Annotated in this window: 13 protein-coding genes; 2 read left to right on the top strand and 11 right to left on the bottom strand. The window is 66.7% G+C overall.

The genetic code is table 11. From position 1 onward, the window contains the following. Window positions 1-33: 33 nt before the first annotated feature. On the bottom strand, window positions 34-2,046 hold the full coding sequence (locus ACFOPO_RS13795) for a M13 family metallopeptidase (protein ID WP_386703798.1): 2,013 nt from the start codon (window positions 2,044-2,046) through the stop codon (window positions 34-36). Between the two features lie 127 nt (window positions 2,047-2,173). Between ACFOPO_RS13795 and ACFOPO_RS13790 the strand changes: the two genes are divergently transcribed. Further along, window positions 2,174-3,685, top strand: coding sequence for an alpha/beta hydrolase (locus tag ACFOPO_RS13790; RefSeq protein ID WP_386703797.1), 1,512 nt, complete (start codon window positions 2,174-2,176; stop codon window positions 3,683-3,685). A 729-nt stretch (window positions 3,686-4,414) separates the two neighbouring features. Here the strand turns inward: ACFOPO_RS13790 and ACFOPO_RS13785 are convergent. After that, window positions 4,415-6,544: a M13 family metallopeptidase gene (locus ACFOPO_RS13785; protein WP_386703796.1), complete on the bottom strand. Its 2,130-nt coding sequence runs from the start codon at window positions 6,542-6,544 to the stop codon at window positions 4,415-4,417. Window positions 6,545-6,712: 168 nt separating this feature from the next. Then, window positions 6,713-8,107, bottom strand: coding sequence for a D-serine/D-alanine/glycine transporter (gene cycA, locus ACFOPO_RS13780; RefSeq protein ID WP_386703795.1), 1,395 nt, complete (start codon window positions 8,105-8,107; stop codon window positions 6,713-6,715). A gap of 121 nt (window positions 8,108-8,228) precedes the next feature. Here cycA and ACFOPO_RS13775 point away from each other — a divergent pair, with 121 nt between their 5' ends. Next, window positions 8,229-9,038 carry a TOBE domain-containing protein gene (locus ACFOPO_RS13775; RefSeq protein ID WP_386703794.1) on the top strand — a complete coding sequence of 270 codons (810 nt, stop codon included), beginning with the start codon at window positions 8,229-8,231 and terminating at the stop codon, window positions 9,036-9,038. Here the strand turns inward: ACFOPO_RS13775 and ACFOPO_RS13770 are convergent. From ACFOPO_RS13770 to minD, 8 genes are all read right to left on the bottom strand, one after another. Continuing rightward, window positions 9,035-9,679 carry an ATP-binding cassette domain-containing protein gene (locus ACFOPO_RS13770; RefSeq protein WP_386703793.1) on the bottom strand — a complete coding sequence of 215 codons (645 nt, stop codon included), beginning with the start codon at window positions 9,677-9,679 and terminating at the stop codon, window positions 9,035-9,037. The genes ACFOPO_RS13775 and ACFOPO_RS13770 overlap by 4 nt on opposite strands. Then, window positions 9,666-10,385 (bottom strand): molybdate ABC transporter permease subunit, encoded by a 720-nt coding sequence (gene modB, locus ACFOPO_RS13765; RefSeq protein ID WP_386703792.1) that lies wholly within the window; start codon window positions 10,383-10,385, stop codon window positions 9,666-9,668. The genes ACFOPO_RS13770 and modB overlap by 14 nt, the downstream gene beginning before the upstream one ends. 5 nt (window positions 10,386-10,390) lie before the next feature. Beyond that, complete coding sequence (modA, locus tag ACFOPO_RS13760) at window positions 10,391-11,179, bottom strand: molybdate ABC transporter substrate-binding protein (RefSeq protein ID WP_386703791.1); 789 nt, start codon at window positions 11,177-11,179, stop codon at window positions 10,391-10,393. Between the two features lie 64 nt (window positions 11,180-11,243). Continuing rightward, window positions 11,244-11,624: a tautomerase family protein gene (locus tag ACFOPO_RS13755; protein WP_386703789.1), complete on the bottom strand. Its 381-nt coding sequence runs from the start codon at window positions 11,622-11,624 to the stop codon at window positions 11,244-11,246. Between the two features lie 140 nt (window positions 11,625-11,764). Continuing rightward, window positions 11,765-13,801 carry a M2 family metallopeptidase gene (locus ACFOPO_RS13750; protein ID WP_386703788.1) on the bottom strand — a complete coding sequence of 679 codons (2,037 nt, stop codon included), beginning with the start codon at window positions 13,799-13,801 and terminating at the stop codon, window positions 11,765-11,767. Between the two features lie 87 nt (window positions 13,802-13,888). Then, window positions 13,889-14,362, bottom strand: a complete 474-nt coding sequence (locus tag ACFOPO_RS13745) for a hypothetical protein (RefSeq protein ID WP_386703786.1) — start codon at window positions 14,360-14,362, stop codon at window positions 13,889-13,891. Between the two features lie 108 nt (window positions 14,363-14,470). Then, window positions 14,471-14,737 (bottom strand): cell division topological specificity factor MinE, encoded by a 267-nt coding sequence (gene minE, locus ACFOPO_RS13740; RefSeq protein WP_158734134.1) that lies wholly within the window; start codon window positions 14,735-14,737, stop codon window positions 14,471-14,473. 2 nt (window positions 14,738-14,739) lie between these two features. Then, on the bottom strand, window positions 14,740-15,549 hold the full coding sequence (gene minD / locus ACFOPO_RS13735; protein WP_200604503.1) for a septum site-determining protein MinD: 810 nt from the start codon (window positions 15,547-15,549) through the stop codon (window positions 14,740-14,742). Window positions 15,550-15,552: the final 3 nt, after the last annotated feature.

The following is a 15,552-nucleotide window of genomic DNA, read 5'->3' as shown; positions in this document are numbered from 1 at the left end:
AGCCGGGATCCATCGTGACGTTGCCGTTGCTCCCTACGGGAACAGCTTGATCTGCTGATCCGCCGCCAGCTGCATGCCACTTCCGGCCTTGCACCCGAACGCCTCACCAAAGCCGGCCTGGTTGAGCAGCGGTCCATTCGCACGCCAGCGTCCCGGCGCATGCACGCTGGTCGCCGCGCGCTGTCGCGCAGCGTCCGTGGTCATGTGCTGCGGCCACAACGCCGCCCAGCCCTTGTAGAAATCCTGGCTCGCCGGTTTTGCGGCAGCCGGTTCGGATGCACGCCAGGCCGCCAACGCCAGTTCGACACCGGCGATGTCGGCGATGTCCTCGCCCGCGGTCTGCGTGCCATTGACCCGCGTGCCGCCCAGTTCCGGATACTCGAAGCCGCCGTACTGCACGGCCACGCGCTTGCTCAACGCATCCCACGCCGAGGTTTCCGCCGGAGTCCACCAGTCGCGCAGTTCCTGCTTGGCATCGACGAAGCGGCCGCGGTTGTCGAAGCCATGGCTGAGTTCGTGTCCGACCAGCGCGCCGTACGATCCATATAGCCAGGCCGCCGGTTTGCCGGTGTCGAACACCGGCGGCTGCAGCATTGCCGCGGTCACGATCAGGCGGTTCTGGGTGATGTCGTAGGCCAGCGACGGTTCCTGCGGCAACACGTCCCAGCGGCGGTCGGCATTGCCACGCCCGATCCGCTTCATCTCTTCGCGATGGCGCCAGGTTGATGCGATCAGCATGTTGCTGCCGAAGCTGCCGCGGCCCATCGGCTGCACGGTGTAGTCGAGGTCGCGGTTGGGCGTGCCGACTTCGATCTTGAGTGCGGCGAGTTTGGCCTTGGCTTCGGCCTTGGCGGCCGCGCTGAATCGCGTGTCGCGATCGAGCGCCTGGCCCAGCGCATCGCGCACGTTCGCCGCGATCTCCTCGGCGCGCTTGTCGGTGGCGGCGGGCAGGTAGCGCGCGGCGTATTCGTGGCCGACCATCGGGCCGGCGGCGAGCGTGATCGCATCGAGCACCGCCTGTGGGCGCGACGGCGGCGCAGCCAGGCCCTGCAGCACCTGGCCGCGGAACTCGAAGCTGGCATCGCGGAACGGTTTGGCCAGGTACGGTGCCATCGCATCACCGATGCGCCAGCGCAGGTAGGCCTTCCACTGCGCCGGCTTGAGGCTGCCGACCAGGTTGTCGAGCTGTGCGAACAGCGCCGGGTTCGCCATCGACACGGTGTCGTCGTTGACGCCCTGTACCTTGAGGAACTGATCCAGTTGCAGGCGCTTGTACTTCTTGCCCAGCGTGTTGGTGGCCACCGGTCCGAAATTGCCGCGCGGGTCGCGCAGGTCGAGCAGGGGCTTCGATGCGGAGGCGATCCGCGTTTCAAGATCGATCACGGCCTGCGCATCGGCGGCCAGCTGCGCCTGTGGCGTGCCGGTCAGGGCGAGGATCTTCTGCACGTAATTGCTGTAGCGCCCCATCAGTGCGCGCGTGTCGGCATCGGTGCGGGTGTAGTAGGCCGGGTCGGGCAGGCCGAGGCCGCCCTGGGCGAAGTAGCCGATGTGACGGTTCAGGTCGTTGAGGTCGACGTCGGCGCCGAAGTTGAACAGCACCGGGATGCCGACCTGGTGCAGCGCCGCGATCGCCGGCGGGATGTCCTTGGCACTCTTGATCGCATCGATGCGGCCGATCAGCGGTGCGATCGGCTGCGCGCCGTCGCGTTCGACCGCGGCCTCGTCCAGGCCACTGGCCCAGAAGTCGCCGAGCAGTCGCTGCACGTTGCCCTGTGGTGCCTTGGACGCGGCATCGAGCAGGTCCAGCTGCTGCTGGCGCGAGCGCGCGCCCAGTTGCTCCAGCGCCGAGACCGAGCCGACGTTGGGCAGCAACGTGTTGCTCTTGAGCCAGTCGGCGTTGGCGCTGGCATAGAAGTCGCTGCAGGCATTCGCCGCGGCGGCGGCCTTGGGTTTGGCGGCGCGCTTCTTCTGGGCATCGGCGGGCGACGAGGCGAGTCCGGCGATCAGGCTCAGGGCCAGGGCACAGGCAAGCGGGCGTAGGTTCATGGCGGAATCCGTTCGGGGGAGACGGGGTGGCCCGGAGTCTAGCAGCGGCCATGTGATGCCCATCTGGGCACCGCGAACCGCCGATCGTGCGACCATCCCCCGCACCCGTCCCTGCAGGTCAACGCGCATGGTCACCAGCCCGGATGATGACGACCTCGATCGGCCGCCGGGGTCATCGCTTGTGTCCCGGCTGCTTGCCGTTGCCGGCACGCTGTTGCGCAAGAGTGCGGTGCTGGTGGCGCTGCTGGTGCTGGTGGTGGTCGGCGTGCGCGCCTGCCAGTCGACGCAGGGGCCGCCGCTGCAACCCTGGCACACGATCGTTCCCGACGAGCCCAGCGCCAGTGCGATCGCCGCCGGCGACTGGCAAGGCTATGTAGCCGCCGAGCGGCGCATGTACGAGCAACTGCGCCGCAAGCTCGACAGCGCCATGAAGCCGGGCGACCGCAGCCCGCTCAATCGTTATTACCCTGCCAGCCTGACTTCACCGGAAGCCTTCGGACACGACTGGAACCGCTCCTTCGTGCTCGAACCCGAGGGCACCGCGAAAGGTGTCGTCGTGCTGGTGCATGGCCTCACCGACTCGCCCTACAGCATGCGCAGCGTGGCCGAGCTGTATCGCCGGCACGGCTTCATCGCCATCGCGCCGCGCATGCCCGGTCACGGCACCGTGCCGGCAGGCCTGACGAAGGAAGGTCGAAAGGAATGGCACGCGACGCTGGAAATGACGATGGCCGAAGCCCGGCGCCGTGCCGCGGGGCGCTTGCCGGTTCACCTGGTCGGCTACTCCAACGGCGCCGCGCTGGCGATGCACTACGTCATGGCGCGGATCGAGCGAGGCGACAAGCGCGACGTCGACCGCATCGTGCTGATGTCGCCGATGATCGAGGTGAACCGGTTCGCCCGCTTCGCCGGCATCGCCGGCTGGCCGGCGTTGTTCAGCCGCTACGCCAAGTCGGCCTGGCTGGACGTGCTGCCGGAGTTCAACGCCTTCAAATACAACTCCTTCCCCGTGCGCGCGGCGCGCGAGTCGTACCTGGTCACCGACGAGTTGCGCGTGGTGATGGAGGAGGTGGCCGCGCAAGGGCGCCTGGACCAGGTGCCGCCGATCCTCGCGTTCCAGTCGGTGGTCGACGACACCGTCGGTGCGCATGCGGTGATGACGCGGTTGTTCGATCGCCTGGCGGCCAATGGCAGCGAGCTGGTGCTGTTCGACGTCAACCGCGGCCGCGTGATCGCGCCGGTATTGCGTACCTCTGCGACCGACTGGGTGGGCGACGTGCTGCAGGACCCGGCGCGTCGCTACACGCTCACGGTGGTGGGGGCGGCGTCGTCGGAGGATGCAGCGGTGGTGGCGCGTACGCGAGACGTGGGTGCGGGCGTGGTCCAGCAGCAACCGGTCGGGATGCGCTATCCGCCCGATGTGTATTCGTTGTCGCACATCGGTTTGCCGTTCGCGCAAGACGATGCGCTTTACGGCAACGTGCCGTCGGGGAAGGCGATCGTGCAGTTGGGGGCGTTGGCCGTGCGCGGTGAGCGCAACGTGCTGGTGGTCTCGCAGGAGAGCCTGAGCCGGCTGAGCTACAACCCGTTCCATGCGTACATGCTGGCGCGCATCGCGGAGAAGATTCCGGCGGAGTAGGGCGCCTTGTCCGTCATCCCGGCGAACGCCGGGACCCATTTTGATTTTGCCTTTGTTCTTGCGAGGCAACAGCAACAGCTTCCGCCACTAAAGCGGCGGGTCACTTTTTCTTTGCTGGCCCAAAGAAAAAGTAACCAAAAAGAAATGGCCTCCTCGACAACCCAGTCCTGCGACCGGAGTGGCAGAGGGGATTTTTCTAAGGGACATCCCTGTCCCTTAGAAAAACGCCGCACGTCCTGTGCGGCGCCCTCCGGGTCTGCGGTCGCTGCTGGCTGCGAGGCTCACCTCGAAGGCGCAGGGCGAACACAAACCAAAGCCAACGTCCTTGGATCCCCGCCTTCGCGGGGATGACGGTGACTACAGTGACGGAGAGGTGGTGCCGTCTTTCCCGCGCAGGCGGGAACCCAGCGTCGTTGCAGTTGCCTTCTGTCTACCGAAGACCATGCAACGAATCGCCAGGGCGTTGTCCGCAGCGGCGGGGAGTGCGGAGCAGCGGGACATGGATGTCCCGCGTCCCGCGTAAAGACAGGATGTCGTCCGCGGGACGGAGCACTCCCCGCCGCTGCGGACAACGCCGTGCCGGAGCCAAGGCAACGTCAAGATGGATCCCGGCGTTCGCCGGGATGACGGTGAGCGGCGTTCGCCGGATGACGGGACACGCAAAAAAGAAGGCCCGGGAGGTCCCGGGCCTTCTGCCTTGCCGACGAGGGCCAGGAGTAAAGCGTTACATCACCAGATCACGACCTGCTTGTCGCCTTCGCGGACCATCGGCTGGCCCGGCTTGCACGAGAAGGCAGCAGCGAAGGCCGGCAGGTTCGACGGAGCACCGACCGCACGGAACGTCGCCGGCGCATGCTCGTCGGTGTTCACGCGCAGCTTCAGCTCGTCCGGCGTGAAGTTGCGGCGCCACACCGTGCCCCAGTTGAGGAAGAAGCGCTGGTCGCGCGTCAGACCGTCGGTCTTCGGATCCGGCGTACCGTCGGTGGCCTTCTTCATCGCGTCGTAGGCCGTGGCCAGACCGCCCAGGTCGGCGATGTTCTCGCCCAGGGTCAGGTCGCCCTTCACCTTCATGCCCGGCGCCGCCTCGTAACCGTTGAACTGCTGCACCAGCTTGTCGGTACGGCCGGCGAAGCTCTTCGCGTCAGCGTCGGTCCACCACACTTCGAAGTTGCCGGCCGGCCCGAAGCGGCTGCCCTGGTCGTCGTAGCCGTGGGTCATCTCGTGGCCGATCACCGCACCGATGCCGCCGTAGTTGGTGGCGTCGTCAGCATTCGGATCGAAGAACGGCGGCTGCAGGATCGCGGCCGGGAAGACGATCTCGTTCTGCAGCGGGTTGTAGTAGGCATTCACCATCTGCGGCGGCATGCCCCACTCGGTGCGATCGACCGGCTTGCCGATCTTGCCCAGGTTCCACTTGTAGTTGAACTCCTGGGCGGCCAGCACGTTGCCGATGTAGCTGTCGCGGCCGGTAGTCAGGCCGTTCCACTCACGCCACTTGTCCGGGTAACCGATCTTCGGGGTGAAGGCGGCCCACTTGTCCATGGCCTTCTTCTTGGTGTCGTCGCTCATCCAGGCCAGGTGCTCGATGCGGCCCTTCAGCGACTCCGACAGGTTCTTCACCAGCGTCTGCATGCGCGCCTTCGACTCTTCCGGGAAGGCGACCTTGACGTACATCTGGCCCAGCGCCTCACCGGCCTGGTCCTCGATCGTCGCCAGCACGCGCTTGCCACGCTCCTTGAGCTCCTTCTGGCCGCGCATGGTCTGGTTGTAGAACGCGAAGTTCTCCTGGACGAACGCGTCCGAGAGGTACGGCGAAGCGCTGTCGATGGTGTGGAAGCGCAGGTAGGTCTGCCACTGCGCGGCCGGCACGTCGGCCAGCATCTTGCTGACTTCCTTGTGGAAGTCCGGCATCGCCAGCGAGAACATCTTCGGCACCGCGACGCCCTGCGACTCGAAGAACTTCGTCCACGGGAAATTCGGCGCCAGCGCGTCGGCGTCGGCCGGGTTGACGGGGTTGTAGTACAGCGAGACGTCGCGCTGCAGCGTCTTCTTGTCGATCGACGCCTTGGCCAGGCGGGTCTCGAAGGCAACCACGTCCTTGGCCTGCTTGGCGGCATCGGCGGCGGCAACGCCGCTCAGCTCCAGCACCTTGGCGACGTGCTGCTCGTAGGCAGCCAGCTTGTCCTTCTTGTCGGCGTCGAAGTAGTACGCCTTGTCCGGCAGGCCCAGGCCGCCCTGCGAGGCGTAGGCGATGTTGTTCTTGGAATCCTTGAAGTCCGCTTCGGCGCCGAAGCCGAACAGGAAGTTCTCACCCTTGGCCGCGCTGGTGCGCAGGTAGTCGGCGATCTTTTCCTGGCTGTCGAGCGCGGCGATCGCGTCGAGGTGGCCCTTCAGCGGAGCGATGCCCTGCTCGTTGATCTTGGCCGCGTCCATGCCGGTGGCCCAGAAGTCGCCGACGATCTTCTCGACACCGGTGGCCTTGGTGTCGGCGGCGGCCTGCTCGGCGAGCTGGCGCTGCACGGCGATCGAACGCTCATTGAGCATCTCGAACGCGCCCCACGACGTGCGGTCGCCCGGGATGGCATTGGCGGCGAGCCACTTGCCGTTGACGTAACCGTTGAAGTCCGTGCACGCGTCCTTGCTGGTATCGAGGTCGGCGACGGTGAAGCGGTTCACGCCGGGCAGCTTGCTCTCGTCGAGCTTGAGGGCGGTGGCTTCGGCGGGCTTGGCGGCATCGGCGGCCGGCGCTGCGGCTTCTTCCTTCTTGGCGCATGCGGCCAGGGCGGTGACGATGGCAAGGGAAAGTACGAGGACTTGCGGTTTGTTGAGGCTCACTGATGGCTCCGGCCGGTCAGGCATGGGATTGAAACGACGTCCCCTGGGCGGGGCATCGGCGGACATTAGACTGGTTCAGGTCTGCAGGGGGGTGTCGAAGGTCACGATGGCGGGTTCGCTGGCAGGGTCGGCACGGTCGCCGTACACCTGAACAGGGGGGCGAGGCAAAGGCGCCCCCCCATCGAAGGATGCTCAGGCCGAGCCGGCCTCGAGTGCGACGCCGCGACGCTGGCGCCAGAAGTAGCCGATGCCCAGCAGGACGAACCACACCGGGCTGGCCAGCAGCGCCTGGCGGGTATCGGCCTGCAGGGTCAGCAGCACCAGGACGAAGGCGAAGAACGCCAGGCAGGCGTAACACATGGCCACGCCGCCGGGCATCTTGAACTTCGAGGCCTCGTGCAGGTGCGGGCGCTTGCGGCGGTAGGCGATGTAGGCGAACAGGATCAGCGACCAGACGAACATGAAGAGCACCGCGGCCAGCGTAGTGATCAGGGTGAAGGCGGTCACCAGGTTCGGGATCACGTACACCAGCATCGCGCCGGCCAGCAGGCACAGGCACGAGAACATGAGGCCGCGTGATGGCACCGCCGCGCGCGACAGCAGCGCGAACGACTTCGGCGCGTGGTCTTCCTGCGCCAGGCCGTAGAGCATGCGACTGGTCGAGAAGATGCCGCTGTTGGCCGACGAGGTGGCCGAGGTCAGCACGACGAAGTTGATCAGGCTGGCAGCGGCGGGGATGCCGGCGAGCACGAACAGTTCGACGAACGGGCTCTTGCCCGGCACCACTTCGCGCCACGGCGTCACCGCCATGATCGCCACCAGCGCCAGCACGTAGAACAGCATGATGCGCACCGGGATCGAGTTGATCGCCTTGGGCAGGTTGCGCTCCGGGTTGGCGGTTTCGGCGGCGGTGGTGCCGACCACTTCGATGCCGACGAAGGCGAACACCGCGATCTGGAAGCCGGCGAAGAATCCGGCGATGCCGGTCGGGAACAGCCCGCCGTCGCTCCACAGGTTCGACAGCGAGGCGACATGGCCCGACGGCGACTGGAAGCCCCACGCGACCATGCCCAGGCCGGTGACGATGAGCGCGCAGATCGCCACGATCTTGATCAGCGCGAACCAGAATTCCATTTCGCCGAACAGCTTCACCGTCACCAGGTTCAGGCACAGCAGCAGCACCACGCACATCACCGCCGGTATCCATGGCGCCAGTCCGGGGAACCAGAACTGCGCATAGGCGGCGATGGCTATCACGTCCGCGATCGCGGTGATGATCCAGCAGAACCAGTACGTCCAGCCGCAGAAGAATCCGGCCCAGGGCCCGAGCAGGTCGGTGGAGAAGTCGATGAACGACTTGTATTCCAGGTTCGACAGCAACAGCTCGCCCATCGCCCGCATCACGAAGAACAGCATGATGCCGATGATCAGGTAGACCAGCAGGATGGACGGGCCGGCGAGGTTGATGGTCTTGCCCGAGCCCATGAACAGGCCGGTGCCGATGGCGCCGCCTATGGCGATGAGCTGGAGATGCCGGTTGGACAGGCTGCGCTTGAGGTGATCCGGATGCACGGATGAATCGGACATGTGGCGCGGCCGTCGTGGTTGGGTGTGCCGACAACATAGAAGATGTGGCCGGTGGCCGCCATAGACCCCACGCCGCCGTCGAGGCTTGCGGCCTGCAGCGCGGCTGGCCAGACTCGGCGCCATGGCCGACCCGACGTTCCGGATCAACAGCGCACTGACCGTGGAGGCCAGCCGCGGTCCGTTCGGCGGCCGGCGCTGGATGGCGCTGCTGGCCGCGCTCGGCGATGCCGAGTCGATCACCGCCGCGGCCAAGGCGGTCGGCCTGAGCTACAAGGCGGCGTGGGACGCGATCGACGCGATGAACAACCTGTCCGAGCAGCCATTGGTGGAACGCGTCGTCGGAGGCAAGGGCGGTGGCGGCACGCGGCTGACCGACCACGGCCGACGGCTGGTGGCGGCTTACCAGGCCGTCGAGGACGAGAACGAACGATTCATCGAGCGCCTCAATGCGCGCATGTCCGGCGCCGCGGCGGAACTGCAGACCATCGGGAGACTGTCCATGCTCACCAGTGCGCGCAACCACTTCGTCGGCAAGGTCGTCCGCATCGCCACCGGCGCGGTCAACGACGAAGTCGAACTCGAACTGTCAGGCGGCGCGCGCATCGTCGCGATCATCACCCACGAGAGCCTTCAGCACATGGCACTGGCGGTGGGCGACAGCGCGGTCGCGCTGGTCAAGGCGTCGAGCGTGATCGTGGCCACGGGGGCCGATGCCGGCGTCAAACTGTCGGCGCGCAACCGGCTGCAGGGCAAGGTGTCGCGCGTGCAGCCGGGCGCGGTCAATGCCGAAGTGGTGATCGACCTGGGCGGCGGCAACTCGGTCGCGGCGATCATCACCAACACGTCGGCGCAGGCATTGCAGCTGGCCGAAGGTGTCGAGGCCGCGGCGATCTTCAAGGCCTCCAGCGTGATCCTCGCGGTCGGCGCCTAGGGCGCTACGCCAAGCCGCCCGCGATCCATCGTGATGACGGCATCGGCGAGGTAGTCGATCTCGTCGCGCGAGTGCGTGACGTACAGCATCGGCACGCGCGTCTCTTCCTTGATGCGTCGCAGGAACGGCAGGATCTGCTGCTTCAGGCGTTCGTCCAGCGACGACAGCGGCTCGTCGAGCAGCAGCAGGCGCGGCGAATACAACAGAGCGCGACCGAGGGCGACACGCTGGCGTTCGCCGCCGGACAGCAGCGCGGGGCGGCGGTCAAGCAACGGCACGATCTCGAGCAGCTCGGCCACCGATTGCAGATCGTGCCGGCGTGCCTGCGGGGCGATGCGGTCGTGGCCGTACAGCAGGTTCTTGCGCACGGTCAGGTGCGGGAACAATTGGCCGTCCTGGAACACCAGGCCGAAATGCCGCTGCCACGGCGGCACGAAACGGTCGCTGGCGGTATCGACCAGCACGTCGCCGTCGGCGCGGATGACACCGCGGCCGGGGCGCAGCAGTCCGGCGATCAGGGCCAGCAGCGTGCTCTTGCCCGAGCCCGATGGCCCGAACACGCCGGTGACGCCGGCGCCAACCTCGGCACGCGCCGTCATCGTGAAATCGCCCCTGGCGAAGTCGACATCAAAGCTCAGCATGCTGGGCCCTATGATCCTGGAAGCCGAGCTTGCGCTCCGCACGATGGCTGACCCAGCGACTCAGCAGCAGTGCCAACACGGCAAGCGCGATCGACAGCAACGACAACCGCATCGCCGCCGCTTCGCCGTCGGGCACGTGGGTGAGGCTGTAGATGGCCAGCGGCAGCGTGCGGGTCTCGCCGGGGATGTTGCCGACGAAGGCCATCGTCGCGCCGAACTCGCCCAGGCTGCGCGAGAAGCACAGGAAGCTGCCAGCGATGATCCCCGGCACCGACAGCGGCAGCGTCACGCTGAAGAACACGCTCCACGGCCGCGCGCCCAGGGTGATCGCGGCATTCTCAAGGCGCGGATCGATCAGCCGGAACGCCAGCCGGATCGGCTGCACCATCAGCGGAAACGCCATCACCGCCGAGGCGATCACCGCGCCCTTCCAGGTGAACGCAACGACGATCCCGAAGGTCGCTTGCAGCCACGCGCCCAGCGGGCCGTTGGTGCCCAGCAACAGCAACAGCAGGTACCCCGGCACGACCGGCGGCAGCACCATCGGCAGCTGCACCAGGATGTCGATCCAGAACTTGCCGGGGAAGCGCCGGCGCTCGAGCAGCCAGCCCAGCGCGATGCCGAACGGCAGGCAGGCCGCGGTCGACCACAGCGCCACCTTCGCCGACAGGCGCAATGCATCCCACTCTTCTGGCGACAGCCACATGCGGATCAGGGTTTGCGGCGGGTGGAGGGTTTGAGGAGGGTGAACCCGTAGCGGTCAAAGATATCCGCAGCGGCGGCAGAGGTCTGCACGAAGCGCACGAACTCCTGTGCCTCCGGGCGCGCGCCCTTGACCACCGCGAACGGGTAGACGATCGGCTTGTGGGTGTCGGCGGGGAAGGCCTTGAGTACGTCGACCTTGCTGCTGATCTTCGCGTCGGTGGCGTAGACGATGCCGAGCGGGCACTCGCCGCGTTCGACGAAGGCCAGCGCCGTGCGCACGTCGTCGGTGCCGACGATGCGGCCCTTCAAGGCCGCCCACCAGCCCAGCGCTTCAAGGCTTTGCCTGGCATAGATGCCGACCGGCACCACGCCGGGCTCGCCGGTGCACAGCTTGCCCTTGAAGGCGCCGGCAAAGTCGAAGCCGCGCTTCATCTCGACCGGGGCGGTCTGGCCCTTCGGCACGATCAGCACGAGGTCGTTGCCGAGCAGGTTGACGCGGGTGCCTGGGGCAATCTTGCCGCGCTGGTCGAGGTAATCCATCCAGGCCAGGTCGGCCGAGGCGAAGACATCGGCCGGCGCGCCGGCTTCGATCTGCTTGGCCAGCGCGGACGAGGCGGCGTAGGCCAGGCTCGGCTTGGGATGGCCGGCCTTTTCCCAGGCGGCGCCGATATCGTTGAGGGCGTTGGTGAGGCTGGCGGCGGCGAAGACGCGGACCGGTTGCTCGGCGAAGGCCGGGCCGGCCAGGGCCAGCAGCGCAATGACGGCAAGGCGGCGAAGCGCGGGCAGGGCGGACATCGTGCTGCTCCGGGGGGAGTTGCGCTATATAGCAATATATATAGCGCATTCCTCCGCCCGCCCGCTAGGCGTACTGGGCGATGCCGTCTCCGAACGACCAGTTTTCCTTGACCACTTCGACCAGGTTGATGAAGACGTCCTGCGTGCGCATGCCCAGTCGCGCATGCAGGCCATCGGCCACGGCGCGATAGAAGGCCTGTTTGGTTTCGACGCTGCGGCCCTGGCTGATCGTGACCTGGATGAGGATGCAGTCGTCGCTGCGTTCGATCCCCATGTAGGTGCGGTCGATCGACAGCTCACCGCGCGGGTGCCGGGTGAACACCTGGAAGCGGTCGTCCTTGGGTGCCTTGAGGACGTCCTCGATGGCGGCGTGGATGACGTCGCCAATGCCCTGCAGGAAGGCGTCATCCTTTCCTTCCATCAGGTCTACACGTACCAGTGGCATGGTCGTTTCCTGCGCCGTGGGGGAACGATCACGGTAGCAGACGTGCCCGTCGTTCCCGCGAAGGCGGGAACCCATGGACGTTGCTCCAGCCAAAAAAAAGGCCGGCAAGCGCCGGCCTTCTTTCATCCCGCGAGAAGAACTCAACCCTTCTTCGTCTCAGCCTTGGCTTCCGGCTTCGCCGGCGGTGCCGGCGGTGTTGCGGCCGGCGCAGCCGCGGCCGTGCCACTTGCCTGCCAGCCGCAGGTCTTGCCTTCGTTCTGCTGCTTCAGCCAGGTCTGCAACGGGGCGAAGTATTCCAGGACCGCCGAGGCGTCCATCTTCTCGCCGCCGGTCAGTTCCTTCAGGGTCTTCTGCCACGGCTGGCTTGCGCCCTTGCTCAACATCGCCTGGTAGCGCGCGCCGGCTTCCTTGTTGCCGTAGAAGCTGCACTCGTACAGCGGGCCCTTGTAGCCGGCCGAATCGCACAGTGCCTTGTAGAACTGGAACTGCAGCACGTGCGAGAGGAAGTAGCGCGTGTACGGCGTGTTGCCCGGCACGTGGTACTTGGCGCCGGCGTCGAAGTAGTCCTCGCCGCGGGCGGTGACCGGGGCGACGCCCTGGTACTTGGCCTTCAGGTCCCACCATGCCTTGTTGTATTCGCCCGGCTTGATCGAACCGTCGAACACGCCCCAGCGCCAGCGGTCGATCATCAGGCCGAACGGCAGGAACGAGACCTTGGCCAGGGCCATGCGCATCTGCGAGTTGATCAGCGCCTCGTTGCTCTGCTGCTGGTCGCCGACCAGGCCGATCGACTGCAGGTACTTGGGCGTCATCGACAGCACGATCGTGTCGCCGATGGCTTCGTGGAAGCCGTCGTGCGCGCCCTGCTGGAAGAGCGGCGGCTGCTTGTTGTAGGCCAGGTCGTAATAGATGTGGCCGAGCTCGTGGTAGATGGTGGTGAAGTCTTCCTCGTTCGGCTTGATGCACATCTTGGTGCGCACGTCGCCGGCCATGTTCATGTCCCACGCGCTGGCGTGGCAGACCACGTCGCGATCGCGCGGCTTGATGAACTGGGTCTTGTCCCAGTAGCTCGCCGGCAGCTTCTGCATGCCCAGCGAGGTGTAGAAGTCCTGCGCGCGTTCGGTCATCAGCTTGGCCGAAGCGAGCTTGGCGTCCTGCTCGATCTGCGCCAGGTCGGCCGGGGTGCGCTGGCCGGCGTGCTTGACCAGCTGCGCGTCGTACGCGGCCTGGTACTGCGATTCCAGCGCGCCGGTGATGTCGAGGCTGCCGGCGTTCTGGTACGGGGCGAGGATGTCCCAGAGGTTGCCCCAGTCCTGCTGCCACATGTTGCCCATCAGGTGCGCGGGCAGCATGTTGCCGGCGACATGGCCCTTGTCGTCGCCGTACTTGGCTTCAAGGCGGGTGCGGGCGTAGCAGTGCAGCTGTTCGTACAGCGGCTTGACCTGGCCCCAGAGGCGGTCGGTTTCGGCCGACATCTCGGCCGGGCTCATGTCGTAGCCCGAACGCCACATCTCGCCGGTGTCGGCGAAGCCCAGGTCGTGGGCGCCGTCGTTGACCAGCTCGACGAAGCGCGTGTAGTCCTTGCGCATCGGCTGGGCGATGGTGTGCCAGCCCTGCCAGGCATCGAGCTGGGTGTCGTAGTCGCGGCTGCTGCGCAGCACGTCCTCGAGTTCGCCGAGCTGGCGGCACTTCTTGGCGTCGCCGTCGCCGGTGCAGTAGGTGCCGGCGCCGTACATGCCTTCAAGCCTGGAGGCGATCTTCGTCAGCTCTTCGAGCTTGGCCGGATCCTTCGGCGGCGGCATCGAGGTGCCGAGCTTGAGCAGCTGGATGGCGCGCGCGGTGGCGGGCGACATCTGCTGGCCTTCGAAGCGCTCGGACTGCTCGATCCAGCTGTTGAGCTGGGCGAGGTAGCGCTCGTTGGCCTTGGCCGCCAGCAGCTGGCTGTCGTCATTGATGTAGGTCGACGACAGCCACTGCGCGGCGGTCATCTCCGGGAACATCTTGCGGTATTCGTCGTTGACGCGGGCGATGAACTGGTCGGCGGTCTCGCCTGCGGGCACGGTGGCGGCGGTTCCGCCGGTGGTCGTCGTGGCCGGGGTCGGTTCCTTCTTGCAACCGGCCAGTCCGATCACGGCGGCGGTAATGCCGAGCGCGAGCAGGGCGCGTACAGGTTTCATCTTCGTTCTCTCCGGGTAAGGCCCGCGCTGCTGCGCCGAGGCCCCCGAAGGCTAGTGGCCCGTCCGCGGTCGTGCAAGTTGCGGCGGTCAGGCCCGAAGGGTGCGGGTAGCGCAGTCAGCCAGGCCGCGCTCGTGCAGCCATTGCCAGGCGGTGTCGGCGTCGTGCTCGAAATAGGCGCGGGCCGAGCCCAGGCGGAAGGTGTAACCCCAGCCGTCCATGTCGGCCAGGATGCGGTCGCGGCCGACGCCGGGCAGGGCATCGCCGAGCAGGGCCTGCAGCACGCACACCGCGTCTTCTTCCTCGATCGAGTCGGTGGCGTCGGTGTGCACCTGCGCGCGGCGCTCGGGTGGCAACACGATCAGGTGCGCGGCTTCGTGCAGCAGCGAATGCACCGGCGTGTCGCCGCGGGCATAGACGTTGTGGCCGATCAGGCCGGCTTCGCACTCGCCCCAGTAACTGCCGGGGATGGGCTGGCCGTCGGCCACGCGCTCGAGCTGCAGGCCGTAGCGGGCGAGCAGGGCGGCGACGCTGGCAGGGTCGATGTCGGAAAGGGTGAGCATTGCGATTGCGCGGCTGCGTAGCCCGGGTAAGCGAAGCGCACCCGGGGCCTGGGGCGCTTCGTCCCCGGGTGCGCTTCGCTTACCCGGACTACGGGGTCCCGGTGGGGGTCAGGCTTGCGCCGGGTTTTCCGGCAGCGCCACCGAGATGTCCAGGACCTTGTTGTCGCCGTCGCCGATCAGGTCGACCTTGACCGCGTCCGCGTCGACGTTGATGTACTTGCGGATCACCTCGAGCAGCTCGCGCTGCAGCATCGGCAGGTAATCCGGGCTGGTGCCGCCGCGGCCGGCGCGCTCGTGCGCGACGATGATGCGGAGGCGATCCTTGGCGATGGATGCAGTCTGCTTCTTGGCCAGCAGGAAATCGAAAAGGCCCATCCTCAACCTCCGAAGATCTTGCTGAAGAAGCCCTTCTTCTCCGCAGTGGTGAAGCGCATCGGGCGGGTGTCGCCCAGCAGGCGCGCGACGGCGTCGTCGTAGGCCTGTGCGGCGTCGGACTCGGTCTCCAGGATCACCGGCTCACCCTTGTTGGAGGCGTTGAGCACGTCCGGGGACTCGGGGATCACGCCGACCGTCTTCAGGCCGAGGATCTCCTCGACGTCGCCGACGCTGAGCATCTCGCCGGTTTCCACGCGCTTGGGGCTGTAGCGGGTCAGCAGCAGGTGTTCCTTGACGCGCTCGCCGTTCTCGGCGCGGCGGGTCTTGGACGACAGCAGGCCGAGGATGCGGTCGGAGTCGCGCACCGAGGACACTTCCGGATTCACCACGACCAGGGCCTGGTCGGCGAAGTACATCGCCAGGTAGGCGCCCTTTTCGATGCCGGCCGGGGAGTCGCAGACGATGTAGTCGAAGCCGTCGGCGATCATGTCGTCGAGGACTTTCTGCACGCCTTCCTTGGTCAGCGCGTCCTTGTCGCGGGTCTGCGAGGCAGCCAGCACGAACATGTTGTCGAAGCGCTTGTCCTTGATCAGTGCCTGCCTCAGCGTCGCCTCGCCGTTGACGACGTTGACGAAGTCGTAAACGACGCGACGTTCGCAACCCATGATCAGGTCGAGGTTACGCAGGCCGACGTCGAAGTCGATGACGCCAACCTTGTGGCCTCGACGGGCGAGGCCGCAGGCAAGGCTGGCGCTGGTCGTGGTTTTGCCAACGCCGCCCTTGCCCGAGGTGACTACGATGATTTCGGCCAAGTT

Origin of the sequence: Lysobacter sp. GCM10012299, assembly GCF_042649405.1 — a bacterium.
Classification (GTDB): domain Bacteria; phylum Pseudomonadota; class Gammaproteobacteria; order Xanthomonadales; family Xanthomonadaceae; genus Lysobacter_J.
This window is presented reverse-complemented; position numbering and strand designations above follow the sequence as displayed.

Bases quoted from the DNA above. Each gene is read 5' to 3' on its own strand.
- ACFOPO_RS13785 (WP_386703796.1), bottom strand. From the start codon at position 6,544: ATGCCTGACCGGCCGGAGCCATCAGTGAGCCTCAACAAACCGCAAGTC.
- ACFOPO_RS13750 (WP_386703788.1), bottom strand. From the start codon at position 13,801: ATGAAACCTGTACGCGCCCTGCTCGCGCTCGGCATTACCGCCGCCGTG.
- cycA (WP_386703795.1), bottom strand. From the start codon at position 8,107: ATGTCCGATTCATCCGTGCATCCGGATCACCTCAAGCGCAGCCTGTCC.
- ACFOPO_RS13755 (WP_386703789.1), bottom strand. From the start codon at position 11,624: ATGCCACTGGTACGTGTAGACCTGATGGAAGGAAAGGATGACGCCTTC.
- ACFOPO_RS13795 (WP_386703798.1), bottom strand. From the start codon at position 2,046: ATGAACCTACGCCCGCTTGCCTGTGCCCTGGCCCTGAGCCTGATCGCC.
- ACFOPO_RS13775 (WP_386703794.1), top strand. From the start codon at position 8,229: ATGGCCGACCCGACGTTCCGGATCAACAGCGCACTGACCGTGGAGGCC.
- ACFOPO_RS13745 (WP_386703786.1), bottom strand. From the start codon at position 14,362: ATGCTCACCCTTTCCGACATCGACCCTGCCAGCGTCGCCGCCCTGCTC.
- modB (WP_386703792.1), bottom strand. From the start codon at position 10,385: ATGTGGCTGTCGCCAGAAGAGTGGGATGCATTGCGCCTGTCGGCGAAG.
- ACFOPO_RS13790 (WP_386703797.1), top strand. From the start codon at position 2,174: ATGGTCACCAGCCCGGATGATGACGACCTCGATCGGCCGCCGGGGTCA.
- ACFOPO_RS13770 (WP_386703793.1), bottom strand. From the start codon at position 9,679: ATGCTGAGCTTTGATGTCGACTTCGCCAGGGGCGATTTCACGATGACG.
- modA (WP_386703791.1), bottom strand. From the start codon at position 11,179: ATGTCCGCCCTGCCCGCGCTTCGCCGCCTTGCCGTCATTGCGCTGCTG.
- minE (WP_158734134.1), bottom strand. From the start codon at position 14,737: ATGGGCCTTTTCGATTTCCTGCTGGCCAAGAAGCAGACTGCATCCATC.